This window comes from Streptomyces sp. NBC_01689, assembly GCF_036250675.1.
Lineage (GTDB): Bacteria > Actinomycetota > Actinomycetes > Streptomycetales > Streptomycetaceae > Streptomyces.
In genome coordinates, this window is the sequence record NZ_CP109592.1 from 5,477,777 (window position 1) to 5,492,258 (window position 14,482).

Sequence of the window (14,482 nt, forward strand, 5' to 3'; positions counted from 1 at the left end):
GAGCGGGCGGTCGCGGGCGGGACGGCGCTCCCGGGCGCGGCGGGCGGCGTGGGTCCCCGCGGCCGCGGGTCAGTCCTCGCGGGCGTACACCCGCAGGGCGGGGTCCGGTCCCGTCAGCTCGTAGGCGAACTGGTCGGCGTCCTCGCTCACCCGGGTGAAACCGGCGCGTGCGACGACCCGTTGGGAGGCGGCGTTGTCCCGGTCTATGACCGCGAAGAGGACCTTGACGTCGTCGCGGGCGAGGTAACGGGCGGCGAGGGCGCCGAGCGCCTCGGTCGCGTAGCCGTGGCCCCGGGCGCTCTCCGCGAGGTCGTAGCCGACCTCGGCGCGGCCCCCCTCGTCGGGTGCGCCGTGGAAGCCCAGGGCGCCCACGGCCAGGCCGTCCGCGCTCCGGACGAGCACGAACATGCCCCATTCCGGGCGGTGCACGCCCGCCTCGTACGCCTTCACGATCATCCCGGAGGCGTCCCGGGTGCCCTCGAAGGGGCCGCCCTCGATCCATTCGAAGCCGCCCGTGCCCCCCGCGGTCAGGTCAGCGGCGGCCGCGGGCGAGACGCCCCGCAGGGTGAGCCGTTCGGTCTCGATCACCAGGTCGTTGGTCCAGCGCCACTCGGTCAGCGGGGCGCGGTCGGGCAGGTCGCCGCGGCCGGTCGCCCACAGCAGCGTCGGCCAGGGGGCGTGGCCGGGCCGCACCTGCGGGAAGATCCGGGCGAGGACGTCCTCGCACAGTTCGGCCGGGGGCTCGTAGGCGACGCCGAGGCCCTGGGCGATGTCGTGCGTGTGCACGAGCACCTCGGTGACGCCCATCGCGGCGAAGCCCGCACGGTCGGCGCCGCGGAACGGGAACGGGTGGAAGGCGCGCAGCTCGCGCGGCGCCGTACGGACGGCGGCGGCGAGCAGGGCGCCCGTCGCCTCGATCACGTCCACGACGTCGGACGGGCCGGTGCCTTCGTCCATGACGATCTCGAAGGGCAGGTAGGCGTCGGCCGCGCGGCCCGCCAACTGGCCCGCGTACGCGATGAGGTCGGACGCGATGTGCTCGGCCGTCCTGCGGCAGCTCCACTCCAGACGGCCCGCCCGCACCCCGTCCCAGTCCTGTCCGGTCACCGTCCGCAGCACTGCCACGGCCCCGGTGACGGCTTCCTGCACCCGGTCCCCGCCCATGTCTCGCATGCGGGTGAGGATAGGCGCGCTCAGGTCTGTGTGCGTACCGGTTTGTTCGCGTTCTTGGCGGCCACCACGCGGGACGGACCGCCGCGCCGGTGCATCCGCAGCGACACCGCCGCCACCGCCATCCCGGCCAGCGTCAGCGCGGCGCCCGCCCAGGCCGTCCCGGCGTACCCGAACCCGCTGTCGACGACCGCGCCGCCGACCCAGGGGCCGCCCGCGTTGCCGAGGTTGAAGGCGGCTGTGACGGTGGCGCCGGCCAGGGTCGGCGCGGCGCCGGCGAGGTTGAAGAGGCGGGCGTTGAGCGCCGGGGCGGTGCCGAAACAGGAGACGCCGAGCAGGAAGGAGAGGACCACGGCCGCGGTCGCGTACCGGCCGAGCAGGGCGATCGCGACGAGGACGGCGGCCGAGGCGGCGACACCGGTGAGGAGCACCCCGAACAGGTGCGCGTCGGCGACCCGGCCGCCGATCGTCGTCCCGATGAACGCGCCGGCCCCGAACAGCGCCAGCACGCCCGGCACCCAGCCGTCGTCGAGCCCGGCGACCTCGGTGAGCAGCGGCGACAGATAGCTGAACGCGCAGAAGACGCCGCCCGCGGAGAGCATCACGACGGCGATCGCGAGCCACACCTGCGGATCGCGGTAGATGACCAGCTCCCGCCGCAGCCGCGGCCTCTCGGCCGGCGCCGGGATGCCCGGGATCAGGGTGAGGACGCCGGCCAGGGCGATCGCCGAGGCGACGCCGACGGCCCAGAACGCCGAGCGCCAGCCCAGGTGTTCCCCGAGGAACGCGCCGGCCGGGACGCCCAGGACGTTCGCCAGGGAGAGCCCGCCGATCATCACCGAGAGCGCGCGGGCCCGGGAGGTCTGCGGGACCGTCGCTATGGCCACCGCCGCGCCCACCGCCCAGAAGCCGGCACAGGCCAGCGCGCTCACCACCCGGGAGGCGAAGAGCACGGGGTACGTCGGCGCGAGCGCCCCCGCGACCTGCCCGAGTCCGAAGACGGCGATGAGCGCGACGAGGGTGGTGCGGCGGGGCAGCCGCAGGGTGGCCACGGCGAGCAGCGGGGCGCCGACGACCATCCCGACGGCGAACGCCGATATCAGCAGGCCCGCCCGCGGGATGCTGACGCCCAGGTCGTCGGCTATCGGCGGCAGCAGCCCCGAGAGCATGAACTCGCTGGTCCCGAGGGCGAAGACGGAGAGCGCGAGGATGTGGACGGCGAGAGGCATCCGGGTGCGCGCGCCGCTCATGCGCCGGCCCCGCCGGGTGCCGCCGCCAGCCGGTCCAGCTCCCGTCCGACGTTGTGCCGGGCCCGGTCCTCCCACTCCCGCCGCCCGTACCGCGTCCGGAACAGCCGCGGCAGGCCGAGGAGTCCGCGCAGCACCGCCGCCCGGCCCGCGCGGAAGGCCTCGTCCGGGACGAAGGCGTACTCCTCGCGGACGGCCGCCGTGTAGGCGGCGTAGGCGTCCGGTGGCGAGGCCAGGACGGCGAGGTCGGCGTCGCAGAGGACGGCGCCGTTGCGGTCGTCGTCGGCGGGGTCGTGGGCGACGGTGAGCCGGACGAGACGGACCACCTCCTGGGTGGCCGCCGGGTCGCCGCCCAGCTCGGCGAGGGCGCGTTCGGCGAGACGGGCTGAGCGTTCCTCGTTCTCGGAGCGGTCGGGCCGGTAGACGGCGTCGTGGAACCAGGCGGCCAGGCGCACCTGGTCCGGGTCGTCCGCGTACTCCTCCAGCAGATCGACGTGGTCGAGGACCGCCGTGAGGTGCGCCACGGAGTGGTACCGGCGCTGCGGCTCCTGCCAGCGGGCGAGGAGGTTGTCCGCGTAGGGGGCCGGGTCGGGTCCGCCGGGCGGACGGATCCCCTCCAGGGCATGGGTCCAGCGGGCGCGCAGCGCGTCGAGGTCGGGCATGTGCGCATTCTCCCGCGCCGGGGCGCCGGACCACAGGGCGCGGGCGTTACGGCCTCGGGGGGGATCGTCTCGCGGCGGCGGCCGTCCACGGCGTAGGCTTGGGATTGGACTAGACCTGTAGTAGTCGCCCGAGGAAAGAGGTCCCATGAGTGAGCGCAGGCGTGCGGTCCTGGAGGTGATCGCCCTCGGTGTGGAGGACGCGGTCGCCGCCCAGGACGGAGGCGCGGACCGGCTGGAACTGGTCACCGACATGGCCGCCGACGGGCTGACCCCGGCGGTGGAGACCTTCGCCGGGATCCGTGCCGCCGTCGACATCTCGCTGCGCGTGATGCTCAGGCTGGCCGACGGCTTCGCGGCCGGGGACGTCGACGCGCTCGTCCGGGCGGCGGGCGAGATGCGGACCGCGGGAGCCGACGAGTTCGTCCTCGGGTTCCTCGACGAGCACGGCGGACCCGACCTGTCCGCCGTGGAACGGATCGTCGCCGAACTGGACGGCTGCCCCTGGACGTTCCACCGCGCCATCGACCGGGCCGCCGACCGCGACGCGCTGCGCAAGCAGCTCGCCGACCTGCCGGGCCTGGACGCCTACCTGACGGCGGGCTCGCCGGACGGCGTGGACGACGGGTTCCCCGTCCTCCTCGCCGAGACCGCCCGGGCCGGCGAGCCCGGCTACGAGGCGCGCGTCATGGTCGGCGGCGGGCTGCGCCTCGACCACGTGCCCCGGCTGCGCGCCGCGGGCGTCGACGCCTTCCACATCGGCGGCGCGGCGCGGCCCGGCGGCTGGGCCGGGCCGGTGTCGGTGGACGCGGTCCGGCGGTGGCGGGCGGCGCTGGACGGATAGCGGCCCGCTTTCCGGGACGGCCCTCAGCCGAGCTGGGGCGGCAGCGGCGCCGCGTGGGTCACGATCAGCCCCGAGACCGCGCGGGTCAGCGCCACGTACAGACGGCGCAGTCCGGTCCGCTCGTCCGGTTCGCCGTCGACCACGGCCCGCGGCTCGTCCAGGACCACGTAGTCGTACTCCAGACCCTTGGCCAGCGAGGCGGGGACGAGCGTCAGCCGGGTGTCCGGCGTCGTCTCCTCGCCCGGACCGAGGTACGTCAGACCGGCGGCGGCCAGCGCCTCGGCGAGCAGCGGCACACGGGCGTCGGCGGCGATGAGCCCGACCGAACCCTCCTGGCGCAGCAACTCCCGGCACGCGTCCACGACTTCGGTGTCCGCGGCGGTGGCCCGCAGTTCGAAGAAGCCCGGGTTCTCACGGACCGACGCCACCGGGGTCAGCCCCGGCGCGATGTGCGGCAGCAGCCGCGAGGCGTAGGTGATCACGTCGGTGGGGACACGGAAACCGGCCGTCAGCTCCTCGACGACGGCCTCCTCCTTGCCCAGATGCGCGAGGGCCTCGGCCCAGCTCCGCGTCGCCCAGGGCGTGGTGCCCTGCGCCAGATCGCCCAGTACGGTCGCCGACCCCGTCGTGCAGCGGCGGCCCACGGCGCGGTACTGCATGGGGGAGAGGTCCTGCGCCTCGTCGAGCACCACGTGTCCGAGGGAGTGCGTGCGCTGTACGAGGTCGGTCGCCTCGTCGATCAGCACGGTGTCCGCCGGGGACCACCGGGCGGCCTTCACCGACCGGGCCGGCTTCGCCCAGAGGATCTCCTTCTGCTCGTCCTCGCCGAGGACACCCTCGGCGTGCAGGGCGAGGAAGTCCGCGTCGTTGAGCAGCCGCAGGACCAGCCGGGCCGGGTCGACGGGCGGCCAGATCGCCTTGACCGCCGCCTTCACCGCGCCGTTGCGGGCGACGGCGTCCTGCACGCGGTCGTCCGGTGCCTCACCGGAGCGCTCCATCTGCACCAGCACGGCGTGCGCGATCCGCTGCGGAAGGGCCTCGCGGGCGGCGCCGTAGCGGATGTCGCGGTCCAGCAGCTCCCGGACGATCTCCTCCAGCTCGTACACCGGTACCCGCCAGCGCCGGGAGCCGCGCACCACGACGACCGGCTCGTCCGGCGGGGTCACATGGGCGCGGACCGCGCGCCGCAGCACCTCGGCCATCCGGGCGTCGCCCTTGATGACGGCCGCGGTGGCCGTGTCGGCGCCGCGCACCTCCACATGGGCGACGAGGTCGTCCACCGTGGCCTGCCTGACCTCCAGCTCGCCCAGGGCGGGCAGCACCTGCTCGATGTAGTGCAGGAAGGACTTGTTCGGACCGATGACGAGGGTGCCGGTGCGGGCCAGCCGGTCCCGGTGGGCGTAGAGGAGGTAGGCGACGCGGTGCAGGCCGACGGCGGTCTTCCCGGTACCGGGACCCCCCTGGACGCAGACGCTTCCGCTCAGCCCGCTGCGGACGATCTCGTCCTGCTCGGGCTGGATGGTCGCCACGATGTCGCGCATGGGGCCGACACGCGGCCGCTCGATCTCCTGCTGGAGCAGCTTGCTGGTGGCCGCGGTCTCGGCGGGGTCGGAGAGGTGCTCGTCCTCGTACGCCGTGAGGTCGCCGCCGGTGTACCCGAAGCGGCGGCGCAGCCCGACGTCCATCGGGTCCTTCTTCGAGGCCCGGTAGAACGGCTGCGACACCGGGGCACGCCAGTCGATGACCATCGGGTCGCCCTCGGCGTCGTGCACATGCCGCCGCCCGATGTAGAAACGCTCGCCCTCCGCGCCCTCCGCCTTGTCCGCGCCGGGCGCGTGCAGATAGTCGAGACGGCCGAAGAACAGCGGGGTGTGACTCAGATCGGCCAGCGCCTTGATCCGCTCGTCCATCTGGCGCTGGAGCACCGCGGCGTTGACCCAGTTCGCGGTGACGTCGCGGATGTCGAGGTTCTCCACGTCCTCGCGCATCGCGCGCAGCGCCGCCCGGGACTCCCCGAGGTGGGTCCGCTCGCGCAGCAGGGGGTCGTCCGGGGCGTCCGGACCGGGGTCGGCGCGGTCGGTGGGGTCGGCGTGGGGGTCGGCGGGCGGGGTGGACACGGGGCTGCCTCCGGGGACCTGCGGCGTGAGTGGATCCTGGGTGTTCCTGGGGGCCGGCCGGTTTCCGTCCGGGCGGCGGCACTCCGTCGAGGGAGGCGGGCAAGAGCGGAGATTCTAGGTGAGGGGGGCGGGGGCGGGCCAACCGGTTTTCCCGGTCCCGGCGCGCGGGCTCCCCGGCGACGGGCGCGCGAGGCCGCCGGTGTCAGGGGCGGGACCCCCGGATCCCTAGGGGGTGCCGTCCGTCGTGAGGCGTACGACGGCGGGCCCGCGGGCGTACGCGGGGACACCGAGGTTCGGTCCATGGACCGACGCCATACGGGGCGGAGGCTCCCATGATGGATACATGAGCGCAGCCACTTTCACCCCAGGTCCGGCCCAGCACGGTCCCGCCGCCCGTGGCGCGACCGCCTTCTCGGTGAGCCACCACCGCCACCTCCTCGGCGACGCCCTGCGCGCCGTCAAGGTCTTCGCGGGCGCGGCCCTCGACGTGGTCATCCTCGGCGAGTACGGCGAGGAGGCGGGCGTGCGCCACCGGTAGCCTCCGGCCTGCACCGGTAGCCTCCGGCCTGCACCGGGATCGTGCGGGTACGCTCACCGCATGCGTCCGGTGAGCAGCGCCCCGTGCCGCCCCGGTCCCCGCCAGGGGCGCTGCGCCCCCTGGACCCCCGCCGTCGCCCGAAGGGCTCGTCCTCAAACGCCGGACGGGCTGGAGATGCCGGCCGGCGTCAGGTGTTTCAGCCCGTCCGGCGTTTGAGGACGAGGCCGTCCGGGCCGATCCCCCGGTCACGGCGGACCGCGTCGCTCAGCTGTCGGCCAGCAGCTCGTCCGCGTCCAGGATCCGGTAGGCGTACCCCTGCTCCGCCAGGAACCGCTGCCGGTGGGCGGCGAAGTCCTGGTCGATGGTGTCGCGCGCGACGACCGAGTAGAAGTGGGCCTGGTGGCCGTCGGCCTTCGGACGCAGCACCCGTCCCAGCCGCTGGGCCTCCTCCTGGCGCGACCCGAAGGTGCCCGACACCTGGATGGCGACGGTCGCCTCCGGCAGGTCGATGGAGAAGTTGGCGACCTTGGACACCACGAGCACGCTGATCTCGCCCTCGCGGAACGCGTCGAACAGCTTCTCGCGCTGCGCGTTGCTCGTCTCGCCCTTGATGACGGGCGCGTTCAGATGCTCGCCCAGCTCGTCGAGCTGGTCGATGTACTGGCCGATCACCAGGATCTGCTGCCCGGCGAACTTCCGTACCAGCGCCTCCGTCACCTTCCGCTTGGTCGCGGTCGTCGCGCAGAAGCGGTACTTCTCCTCCGCCTCGGCGGTCGCGTACGCGAGCCGCTCGGAGTCGGTCAGATTGACCCGGACCTCCACACAGTCCGCCGGCGCGATGTACCCCTGCGCCTCGATCTCCTTCCAGGGCGCGTCGAACCGCTTGGGCCCGATGAGCGAGAAGACGTCCGACTCGCGCCCGTCCTCACGGACCAGGGTGGCCGTGAGACCCAGCCGGCGCCGCGCCTGCAGATCGGCGGTGAACTTGAAGACGGGCGCGGGCAGCAGGTGGACCTCGTCGTAGACGATCAGGCCCCAGTCGCGGGAGTCGAAGAGTTCGAGGTGCGGGTAGACACCCTTCCGCTTCGTCGTCAGCACCTGGTAGGTCGCGATGGTGACCGGCCGGATCTCCTTGCGCGTCCCGCTGTACTCGCCGATCTCGTCCTCGGTCAGCGAGGTCCGCTTCACCAGCTCGTGCTTCCACTGCCGGGCGGAGACGGTGTTGGTGACCAGGATCAAGGTGGTGGCCTTGGCCTGCGCCATGGCCCCCGCACCGACCAGGGTCTTGCCGGCGCCGCAGGGCAGCACCACGACCCCGGACCCGCCGTGCCAGAAGTTCTCCACGGCCTGCTTCTGGTACGGGCGCAGCGCCCACCCGTCCTCGGCCAGCCCGATCGGGTGCGCCTCGCCGTCCACGTACCCGGCCAGGTCCTCCGCCGGCCAGCCCAGCTTCAGCAGCGTCTGCTTGATCTGCCCGCGCTCGGACGGGTGCACGGCCACGGTGTCGGCGTCGATCCGGGCGCCGACGAGGGGCGCGATCCGCTTCGACCGCAGCACCTCCTCCAGCACGGGCCGGTCGGTGCTGGTCAGGACCAGTCCGTGCGCGGGGTGCTTGCTGAGCGTGAGCCGGCCGTAGCGGTCCATCGTCTCGGCGATGTCGACGAGCAGCGCGTGCGGCACCGGGTAGCGGCTGAACTCGACGAGCGCGTCGACGACCTGTTCGGCGTCGTGGCCCGCGGCCCGCGCGTTCCACAGCCCGAGCGGCGTCACCCGGTAGGTGTGGATGTGCTCGGGCGCCCGCTCCAGTTCCGCGAAGGGCGCGATGGACCGGCGGCAGGCGTCGGCCTGCTCGTGGTCGACCTCCAGGAGCAGGGTCTTGTCGGACTGGACGATGAGGGGACCGTTCACGTACGTACCTATCCCTTCCGCACGGCCAAACCTCAAGTGTGCCTTACGGACGGGTGATCACTGCTGGTCGTCCGCCAGTTCCGCGACCCCGGTGACGCGGTGCAGCGGATAGGTGCGGACCTCGTCGGCCGTGTGGTCGTACGCCGTCACGAAGCCGCCCTCGACGCGGATCGGGGCGATCACGCGCTGGCTGGCGGCGCCCTCGGCGTTGACGTATCCGATCCACACGGTCCCGCCGGTCAGGACGGCGGCCTGCATGGTGGCGAGGGTCTCGGCGGAGCCGGTGCGGGGCAGTTCGCCGGTGCCCGGGAGCTCGGCCCCGGCTCCCTTGCGCGGGCTCGTGGAGGCCAGGTCACCGGCGCGGATGGCACGGATCGCCGCGCTCAGGAGGGTGGTGTCGGGGACCGGTGGCCCGTCCGGTACGGGCTCGGGCGCGGAGCGCGGCGGGGTGCGGTGGGCGTGCGCGCGGGTGATCAGCACATCGCCCTCGGCGGACTCGGCGGCCGGCGCGAACCCCATCGAGCGCAGCCCCTCCAGGAGGGCGGCCGGGTCGGCCTGCGCGGCCAGCACGGTGGGCGCGAGCCGTCTGAGCCGCAGTCCCTGCGAACGCTTGTCGGCGAGGATCTCGTTCAGCAGGGAGTCGTCGTCGCAGCGGACGTACGCCGACGCCGCGCCGATCCGCAGATGGCCGTGCCTGCGGGCCACGTCGTCGATCAGGTACGTCAGCGGCTGCGGGACGGGGGTGCGGGAGTGCGCCGTGAGGAAGGCGTGCAGGTCGGAGGCCGAACGGCCGGCGTCCAGGGCCCGCCGCACGGACCCCGGGGTGAAGCGGTAGACCGTCGCCCCGCCCTTCGACTCGACGTCCGCCAGCACACCGAGGGTGTCGGCCAGAGGGCGTTCCAGGGGGCCGGGGGCGACGGCGGTCAGGTCGGCCTGGAGGAGGACGTGGTCCAGGGGCTCGGGGAGCAGCGGTCCGACGATCCGGGCGGCCTGTACGGCGGCGGCGGCCCGCTCGGCCGGACTGCGCGGGAGAAGGACGGCCGGTCCGCCGTCGGCGGCGCGGTGGTGCCGGTGGACGGGCAGCTTGGCCCCCGCCCCGGCCGCCGCCGCCCGTCCGACACCGGCACCGGCCTGCGATTCTGTGTCGGCTTCGGCTCCGTGCGCGGTGTCCTGGGCCGGCGCGGGCGGCAGCCCCAGCAGGGCGCGTCCCTGTGCGGACAGCGCCCCCCGGCCGGTCACCCCCAGCAGCTCCGCCTCGGACAGGGTCCAGCGGGCCAGCCGGCTGCGCAGGTCCTCACCGGCGGCGGAGCGGCCTCCGCGCGGGGGCCGCTCCCAGTGGAGCCGGGCGATGACGGACTCCGGGACGGCGGAGGAGCCCTCCGGCAGACCGCCGAGGAGGGCGAGGACACGGTGCCGGACCTCGGGGGCCGCCGAGCGGTCCAGTCCGGGCCCCAGCGCCGACAGGGTGCGGTCCTTCGCGTCCCGCCCGCCGACGAGTCCCGGCGTGCGGGTCGCGGCCAGCCACGCGGAGGCGAGCCGGGCCCAGCGCTCGCCCGCGGGCAGCTCCAGCCACTCGTCGTAGCCGGGCGTCGCCGCGTACCGCTCGTCGGCCTCACCGTCCGAGGCCAGCAGTCCCGCCGCGTAGGCCAGCTCCACCCAGAACGCGGCCACCGGCTCCCCGACGTCCAGGGCCACCGCCGTCCTCTTCAGGTCCCGCACGCTCAGACCGCCGGCGCGCAGCACGGACGGCCCGCCCTCGTGCCAGTCCTTGAGCAGTTCCTCGACGGTGGCGAGCGCGGTGTAGGCCTGGCCGGCCGCGGTCGTGTCCACCATCCGCGGACGGTGCGTCCGGGCCGGTTCCACGGGCGGAGCCACCGGGTCCGTCTCGCGGTGCGCCCGGCCCGCCCGCAGGTGCAGGGCGGCCTCACGGGGCAGGACGACCGTTCCGGGCGCCGTCGGCAGCAGCAGCGCGCGGTCGATCAACCAGCGGAGATGGCGCGCCGGATCGGGCGTCACCTGACCGTACGGGGGTCCCCACACCAGCCGGGACAGCACCTCCGACGACTCGGCGGGCGCGGTGCCGAGCAGCGCCGACATCCGCTCGCGGTCGGTGAACAGGGCGGTCAGCGAGGCCACCGCGGAGACCGAGTCGTGGGTGGTCGGCAGACCGCAGGCGGCGACCATCTCCTGGACCCGTCCCGGGGACATGCCCGCCGTGGCCTCGGCGACCGTCGGGCCGAGGCCGGTGGGGGAGGGGTGCTGGGGGCCCGGCGCGAGCAGTTCGCGCGCCGTGCGCACGAGGCGGAGCCGGTCGTCGGCACCCCATACGAGGGCCTGCTCGCGCAGGGTGGCGAGCGCGTGCGGGAACGCCGCGGTGACCGCCGGGTCGCGGTCGTCGCCCGCCAGCAGACCCGACAGCTCGTCGTACGTCGCCGGGTCCGAGGCCACCGCCAGGGCCTCCGCCGTCTGCAGGGCGAACCGGTCCAGGCGTTCCAGGGCGCGGACGACCGAGGCGCGGGTGGCGGCGCGGGTGGCGAGTTGGGTCAGGTCGGTGGGGACGGGGGTGATGAGATCCGGGCGGGTGCGGAGGAGGGCCGACAGGGAGGTGTCGTCCCTCGTGCGGAGGGCTTCCGCCAGTGAGCGCGGGGAGGTGCCCGCCGGGGCGGGGTCCTGGGCGCGCTGCTCCTCTGTCCTCATCCGCTCAACGGTAGTGGTTCCTCGCCCCCGCCGCCCCTACCCGTCCCGTACCTGGGCGCTGCGCCCCCTGGACCCCCGCCTTCGCCCGAAGGGCTCGTCCTCGAACGCCGGACGGGCTGGAGATGCGCGCCCACGCCGGAAAGATCACCTCCGCGCATGAGCCTTTCAGCGCCGGCCGGCACCCTCAGCCCGTCCGGCGCTCGAGGACGAGGCCGTCCAGGCCGAAGCGGGGGCATGGGGGCGGCAGCCCCCAGACACCGCGCGGACCGACGCCCACCCCGCAAGCACACGCCAACTCCCCAGCCCGTCCGGCGCTTGAGGACGAGCCCTTCGGGCGATACGGGGGTCTGGGGGCAGAGCCCTCAGGGACACGGAACCCACACCCGCCGAACAGCGCACGCCCACACCCCCCAGCCCGTCCGGCGTTTGAGGACAAGGCCGTTCAGGCCGATGCGGGGGTCTGGGGGCGGCAGCCCCCAGGGGCGGGGCCCGACGCGGTACCGTCGTGGCCACGGGGTATTCAACGCACGCGCCCCGGAGGGGACTTCGTGGGGATTGAGAGCGACCAGCTCGTATTCGACTATCTGAGCCGCGTCGGCGACCTGGCCCAGCAGCACCAGCTGCCCTCGGCCACCCGTATGCGGCTCGTCTCGGAGCTGCGCAACGAGATCGACCGCCGCCGGTCGAAGGCCCCCGTCGACAACCCGGCCGCCGTCCGCCGCATCCTGTCCCGGCTGGGCACCCCGGACGAGATCGTCACGTCGGCCGGTCAGGGCGGCGCGTCCCCGGCGGGCGCGGACACCCGGGCCGCCGCCGTGCCCGTCCAGCGCGACCCCGACCCGGTGCCCCGCCCGAAGGGGCTGCGCAGGGCCGTCCCGAGGCCACGGCGCACGCCCGAGGCGGACGGCGCGGAGACGGCCGCCGGCGACCGTCCCGTACCGCCCCGCCACGCCGGTGACCACGGACCGGACGACGACTCAGGCCCGTCGGACTGGTGGCGGGTGGACGGCGATCCGGTCGAACTCGGTGAGGGCGTACCGGGGTTCGTCGGCGGCGTGGAGATCCCCGGGCTGATCAAACCGCCGCCCAGGCCCCGCAAGCCCGACTCCGGCACCGGCTCCGGTCCCGGTCCCGGCACCCCCGACGGCGACGGTGCCGCCGCGGAGACCGCACCGAAACCGGCCACATCGTGGTGGCGGCGGGCACGGACCGCGCCCGTGAAGGCGACGAGCACGCCCAAGACCGCGAAACCGGTCCCCGTCACCGAGGACGAGGGCGGTGCCCCACGGGTGCGGCGGCTCCCCCGGCTCCGTACGTGGACCAACCCCCTGCTCCTGCTCGCGGCCGTGCTGCTCGTCGCGGGTGCCGCCCTCGGCAACTGGTTCGCGCTCGGGCTCGGCTGGCTCATCGCCTACGGGTCCCGCCGGCTGAGCCCCCACGAGTCGAAGTGGGCGGTCCTCGGCATGCCCGGACTGGTGGCCGCGGCCGGCATCGTCTGGCTGTGGGGCCGTACGGACGGCCGCTGGGGTGACCCGATCGCCGAGGGGCACATGGACGAGGCGCTCGCGCAGACCTGGCCATGGGTGGTGCGGGGCGCGGCGGTCGCCTCGGCGCTGTACCTGGTGTGGCGCTCCCAGCGCCGCCGCTGACGGCCCCCGGCCCGGACCGGCACCGAATCCCGGGCCGGCACCGGGACCGCACTCGGGCCGCCCTTCGCCGACCGATCCGGACCACCCCGGATCGCCCGCGTGCGGTCTGGGCACAATGGGGCACATGCATAGCGCACCGATGCCCTCGCGCGGGCTGACCGTCGGCTTCGACCTCGACATGACCCTGATCGACTCCCGCCCCGGCATCCACGCCTGCTACCGGGCGCTCTCGGCCCGCACGGACACGTACATCGACTGCGACCTCGTCGTCACCCGGCTCGGACCACCGCTGGAGGACGAACTCGTCAACTGGTTCCCGGCGGACCGGGTCCCGGCCGTGGCCGACCTCTACCGCGAGCTGTATCCCGAGTACGCCGTCACCGGCACGCTCGCCATGCCGGGGGCCCACGAGGCCGTCGAGGCGGTGCGGGCGGCGGGCGGGCGCAGCATCGTCGTCACCGCGAAGTGGGAGCCCAACGCCGCGCTGCACCTCAGGCACCTGGGGATCGCCGCGGACGCGGTCGTCGGCAACCTGTGGGCCGAGCGGAAGGCGGAGGCCCTGCGCGCGCACGGCGCGAGCGTGTACGTCGGCGACCACACCGGCGACGTCCGCGGCGCGCGCACCGCGGACGCCTACGCGGTCGCCGTGGCCACCGGGCCGTGCGACGCGGCGGAACTGCGCGCGGCCGGCGCGGACGTCGTCCTCACCGACCTGACGCAGTTCCCGGCGTGGCTGGGCGGCTACCGCGAGGCCGCGCCCGCCTGAACCGCGCGGGCCCGCCGGCGGCCGGCCGCGACCGACCGGAACACCCCGGCTCCGGCGATCAGAAAACCGACACCCATGAGCATGCTCAAGCCGAACATGTAGCTCGGAAAGGGTTTGGTGTCGAGAAGCAGTGGGGTCACGGTGACGAGTGTGGCCACGGCACCGGCGAAGAACACGAGGGCACCGGCGCGGATCAGCCGGTCGCCGGGTTCGGCGGAATTCGTTTGGGTTTTGTCACGCACCGGACCAGGGTAGTTCCCAGCGCGAAGGAACAGTCAGGCGACGTCTTGTCACCGGCCCCCGGACCATTAGCCTTGGTACCGGCGGGTCGGACGGCCCGCTGCGGTGCTGTCCGGAGCGGTTTCCCGGCGTTGCCCGGAGTTGCCGGAGCAACTTCGGGAGCAGGCGCCCGAGCAGTTTCCAGAGCGGTTCCCCGAGCAATTCCCGACGAGTAAGAGGACGAGGACAGAGTGCCTACCGGCCAGGTCAAGTGGTTCAACAGTGAGAAGGGCTTCGGCTTTCTCTCCCGCGACGACGGCGGCGACGTCTTCGTCCATTCCTCGGTCCTGCCCGCCGGAGTCGATGCTCTCAAGCCCGGCCAGCGAGTGGAGTTCGGCGTCGTCGCCGGTCAGCGCGGTGACCAGGCGCTCTCGGTGACCATCCTGGACCCGACCCCCTCCGTCGCGGCCGCCCAGCGCCGCAAGCCGGACGAACTGGCCTCCATCGTGCAGGACCTGACGACCCTCCTGGAGAACATCACCCCGATGCTGGAGAAGGGCCGTTACCCGGAGAAGGCCTCCGGGAAGAAGATCGCGGGCCTGCTGCGGGCGGTCGCCGACCAGCTCGACGTCTGACCGCGGCCGGGGACACGGCGAACACCCCGGTAG

12 protein-coding genes are annotated in these 14,482 nt (G+C 74.3%); 5 read left to right on the forward strand and 7 right to left on the reverse strand.

All coding sequences use genetic code 11. From position 1 onward, the window contains the following. Window positions 1–69 precede the first annotated feature (69 nt). From OG776_RS23375 to OG776_RS23385, 3 genes are read right to left on the reverse strand one after another with little or no spacing between them, the layout of a single operon-like run. On the reverse strand, window positions 70–1,173 hold the full coding sequence (locus tag OG776_RS23375) for a GNAT family N-acetyltransferase (RefSeq protein ID WP_148009011.1): 1,104 nt from the start codon (window positions 1,171–1,173) through the stop codon (window positions 70–72). 20 nt (window positions 1,174–1,193) lie between these two features. Then, window positions 1,194–2,399 (reverse strand): Cmx/CmrA family chloramphenicol efflux MFS transporter, encoded by a 1,206-nt coding sequence (locus OG776_RS23380; RefSeq protein ID WP_187285628.1) that lies wholly within the window; start codon window positions 2,397–2,399, stop codon window positions 1,194–1,196. Window positions 2,400–2,416: 17 nt separating this feature from the next. Next, window positions 2,417–3,079, reverse strand: coding sequence for an HD domain-containing protein (locus OG776_RS23385; protein ID WP_148009009.1), 663 nt, complete (start codon window positions 3,077–3,079; stop codon window positions 2,417–2,419). Window positions 3,080–3,224: 145 nt separating this feature from the next. Here OG776_RS23385 and OG776_RS23390 point away from each other — a divergent pair, with 145 nt between their 5' ends. After that, a complete protein-coding gene (locus tag OG776_RS23390) occupies window positions 3,225–3,920 on the forward strand; it encodes a copper homeostasis protein CutC (RefSeq protein ID WP_148009008.1) in 696 nt (231 codons plus the stop codon). Between the two features lie 23 nt (window positions 3,921–3,943). Here the strand turns inward: OG776_RS23390 and OG776_RS23395 are convergent, their stop codons facing one another. After that, window positions 3,944–6,037 (reverse strand): HelD family protein, encoded by a 2,094-nt coding sequence (locus OG776_RS23395; protein WP_443077282.1) that lies wholly within the window; start codon window positions 6,035–6,037, stop codon window positions 3,944–3,946. A 343-nt stretch (window positions 6,038–6,380) separates the two neighbouring features. Between OG776_RS23395 and OG776_RS23400 the strand changes: the two genes are divergently transcribed. After that, entirely contained in the window at window positions 6,381–6,575 is a 195-nt protein-coding gene (locus OG776_RS23400) for a hypothetical protein (RefSeq protein WP_148014733.1), read from the forward strand. A gap of 264 nt (window positions 6,576–6,839) precedes the next feature. Here OG776_RS23400 and OG776_RS23405 read toward each other — a convergent pair whose 3' ends face one another. Together OG776_RS23405 and OG776_RS23410 are read right to left on the reverse strand one after the other, a co-directional pair. Then, entirely contained in the window at window positions 6,840–8,483 is a 1,644-nt protein-coding gene (locus OG776_RS23405) for a DNA repair helicase XPB (RefSeq protein ID WP_148009007.1), read from the reverse strand. Window positions 8,484–8,540: 57 nt separating this feature from the next. After that, window positions 8,541–11,180 (reverse strand): helicase-associated domain-containing protein, encoded by a 2,640-nt coding sequence (locus OG776_RS23410; protein WP_148009006.1) that lies wholly within the window; start codon window positions 11,178–11,180, stop codon window positions 8,541–8,543. 548 nt (window positions 11,181–11,728) lie between these two features. On the opposite strand from OG776_RS23410, the gene OG776_RS23415 reads away from it, so the two are divergent. Together OG776_RS23415 and OG776_RS23420 are read left to right on the forward strand one after the other, a co-directional pair. Then, entirely contained in the window at window positions 11,729–12,829 is a 1,101-nt protein-coding gene (locus OG776_RS23415; RefSeq protein WP_148009004.1) for a hypothetical protein, read from the forward strand. A gap of 139 nt (window positions 12,830–12,968) precedes the next feature. Then, a complete protein-coding gene (locus tag OG776_RS23420; RefSeq protein WP_384957468.1) occupies window positions 12,969–13,595 on the forward strand; it encodes an HAD family hydrolase in 627 nt (208 codons plus the stop codon). On the opposite strand, the gene OG776_RS23425 is transcribed toward OG776_RS23420, so the two are convergent. Beyond that, window positions 13,571–13,837, reverse strand: coding sequence for a hypothetical protein (locus OG776_RS23425; protein WP_148009002.1), 267 nt, complete (start codon window positions 13,835–13,837; stop codon window positions 13,571–13,573). The two genes, OG776_RS23420 and OG776_RS23425, sit on opposite strands and share 25 nt — an antisense overlap. A gap of 228 nt (window positions 13,838–14,065) precedes the next feature. On the opposite strand from OG776_RS23425, the gene OG776_RS23430 reads away from it, so the two are divergent. Next, complete coding sequence (locus OG776_RS23430; protein WP_148009001.1) at window positions 14,066–14,449, forward strand: cold-shock protein; 384 nt, start codon at window positions 14,066–14,068, stop codon at window positions 14,447–14,449. Window positions 14,450–14,482 lie beyond the last annotated feature (33 nt).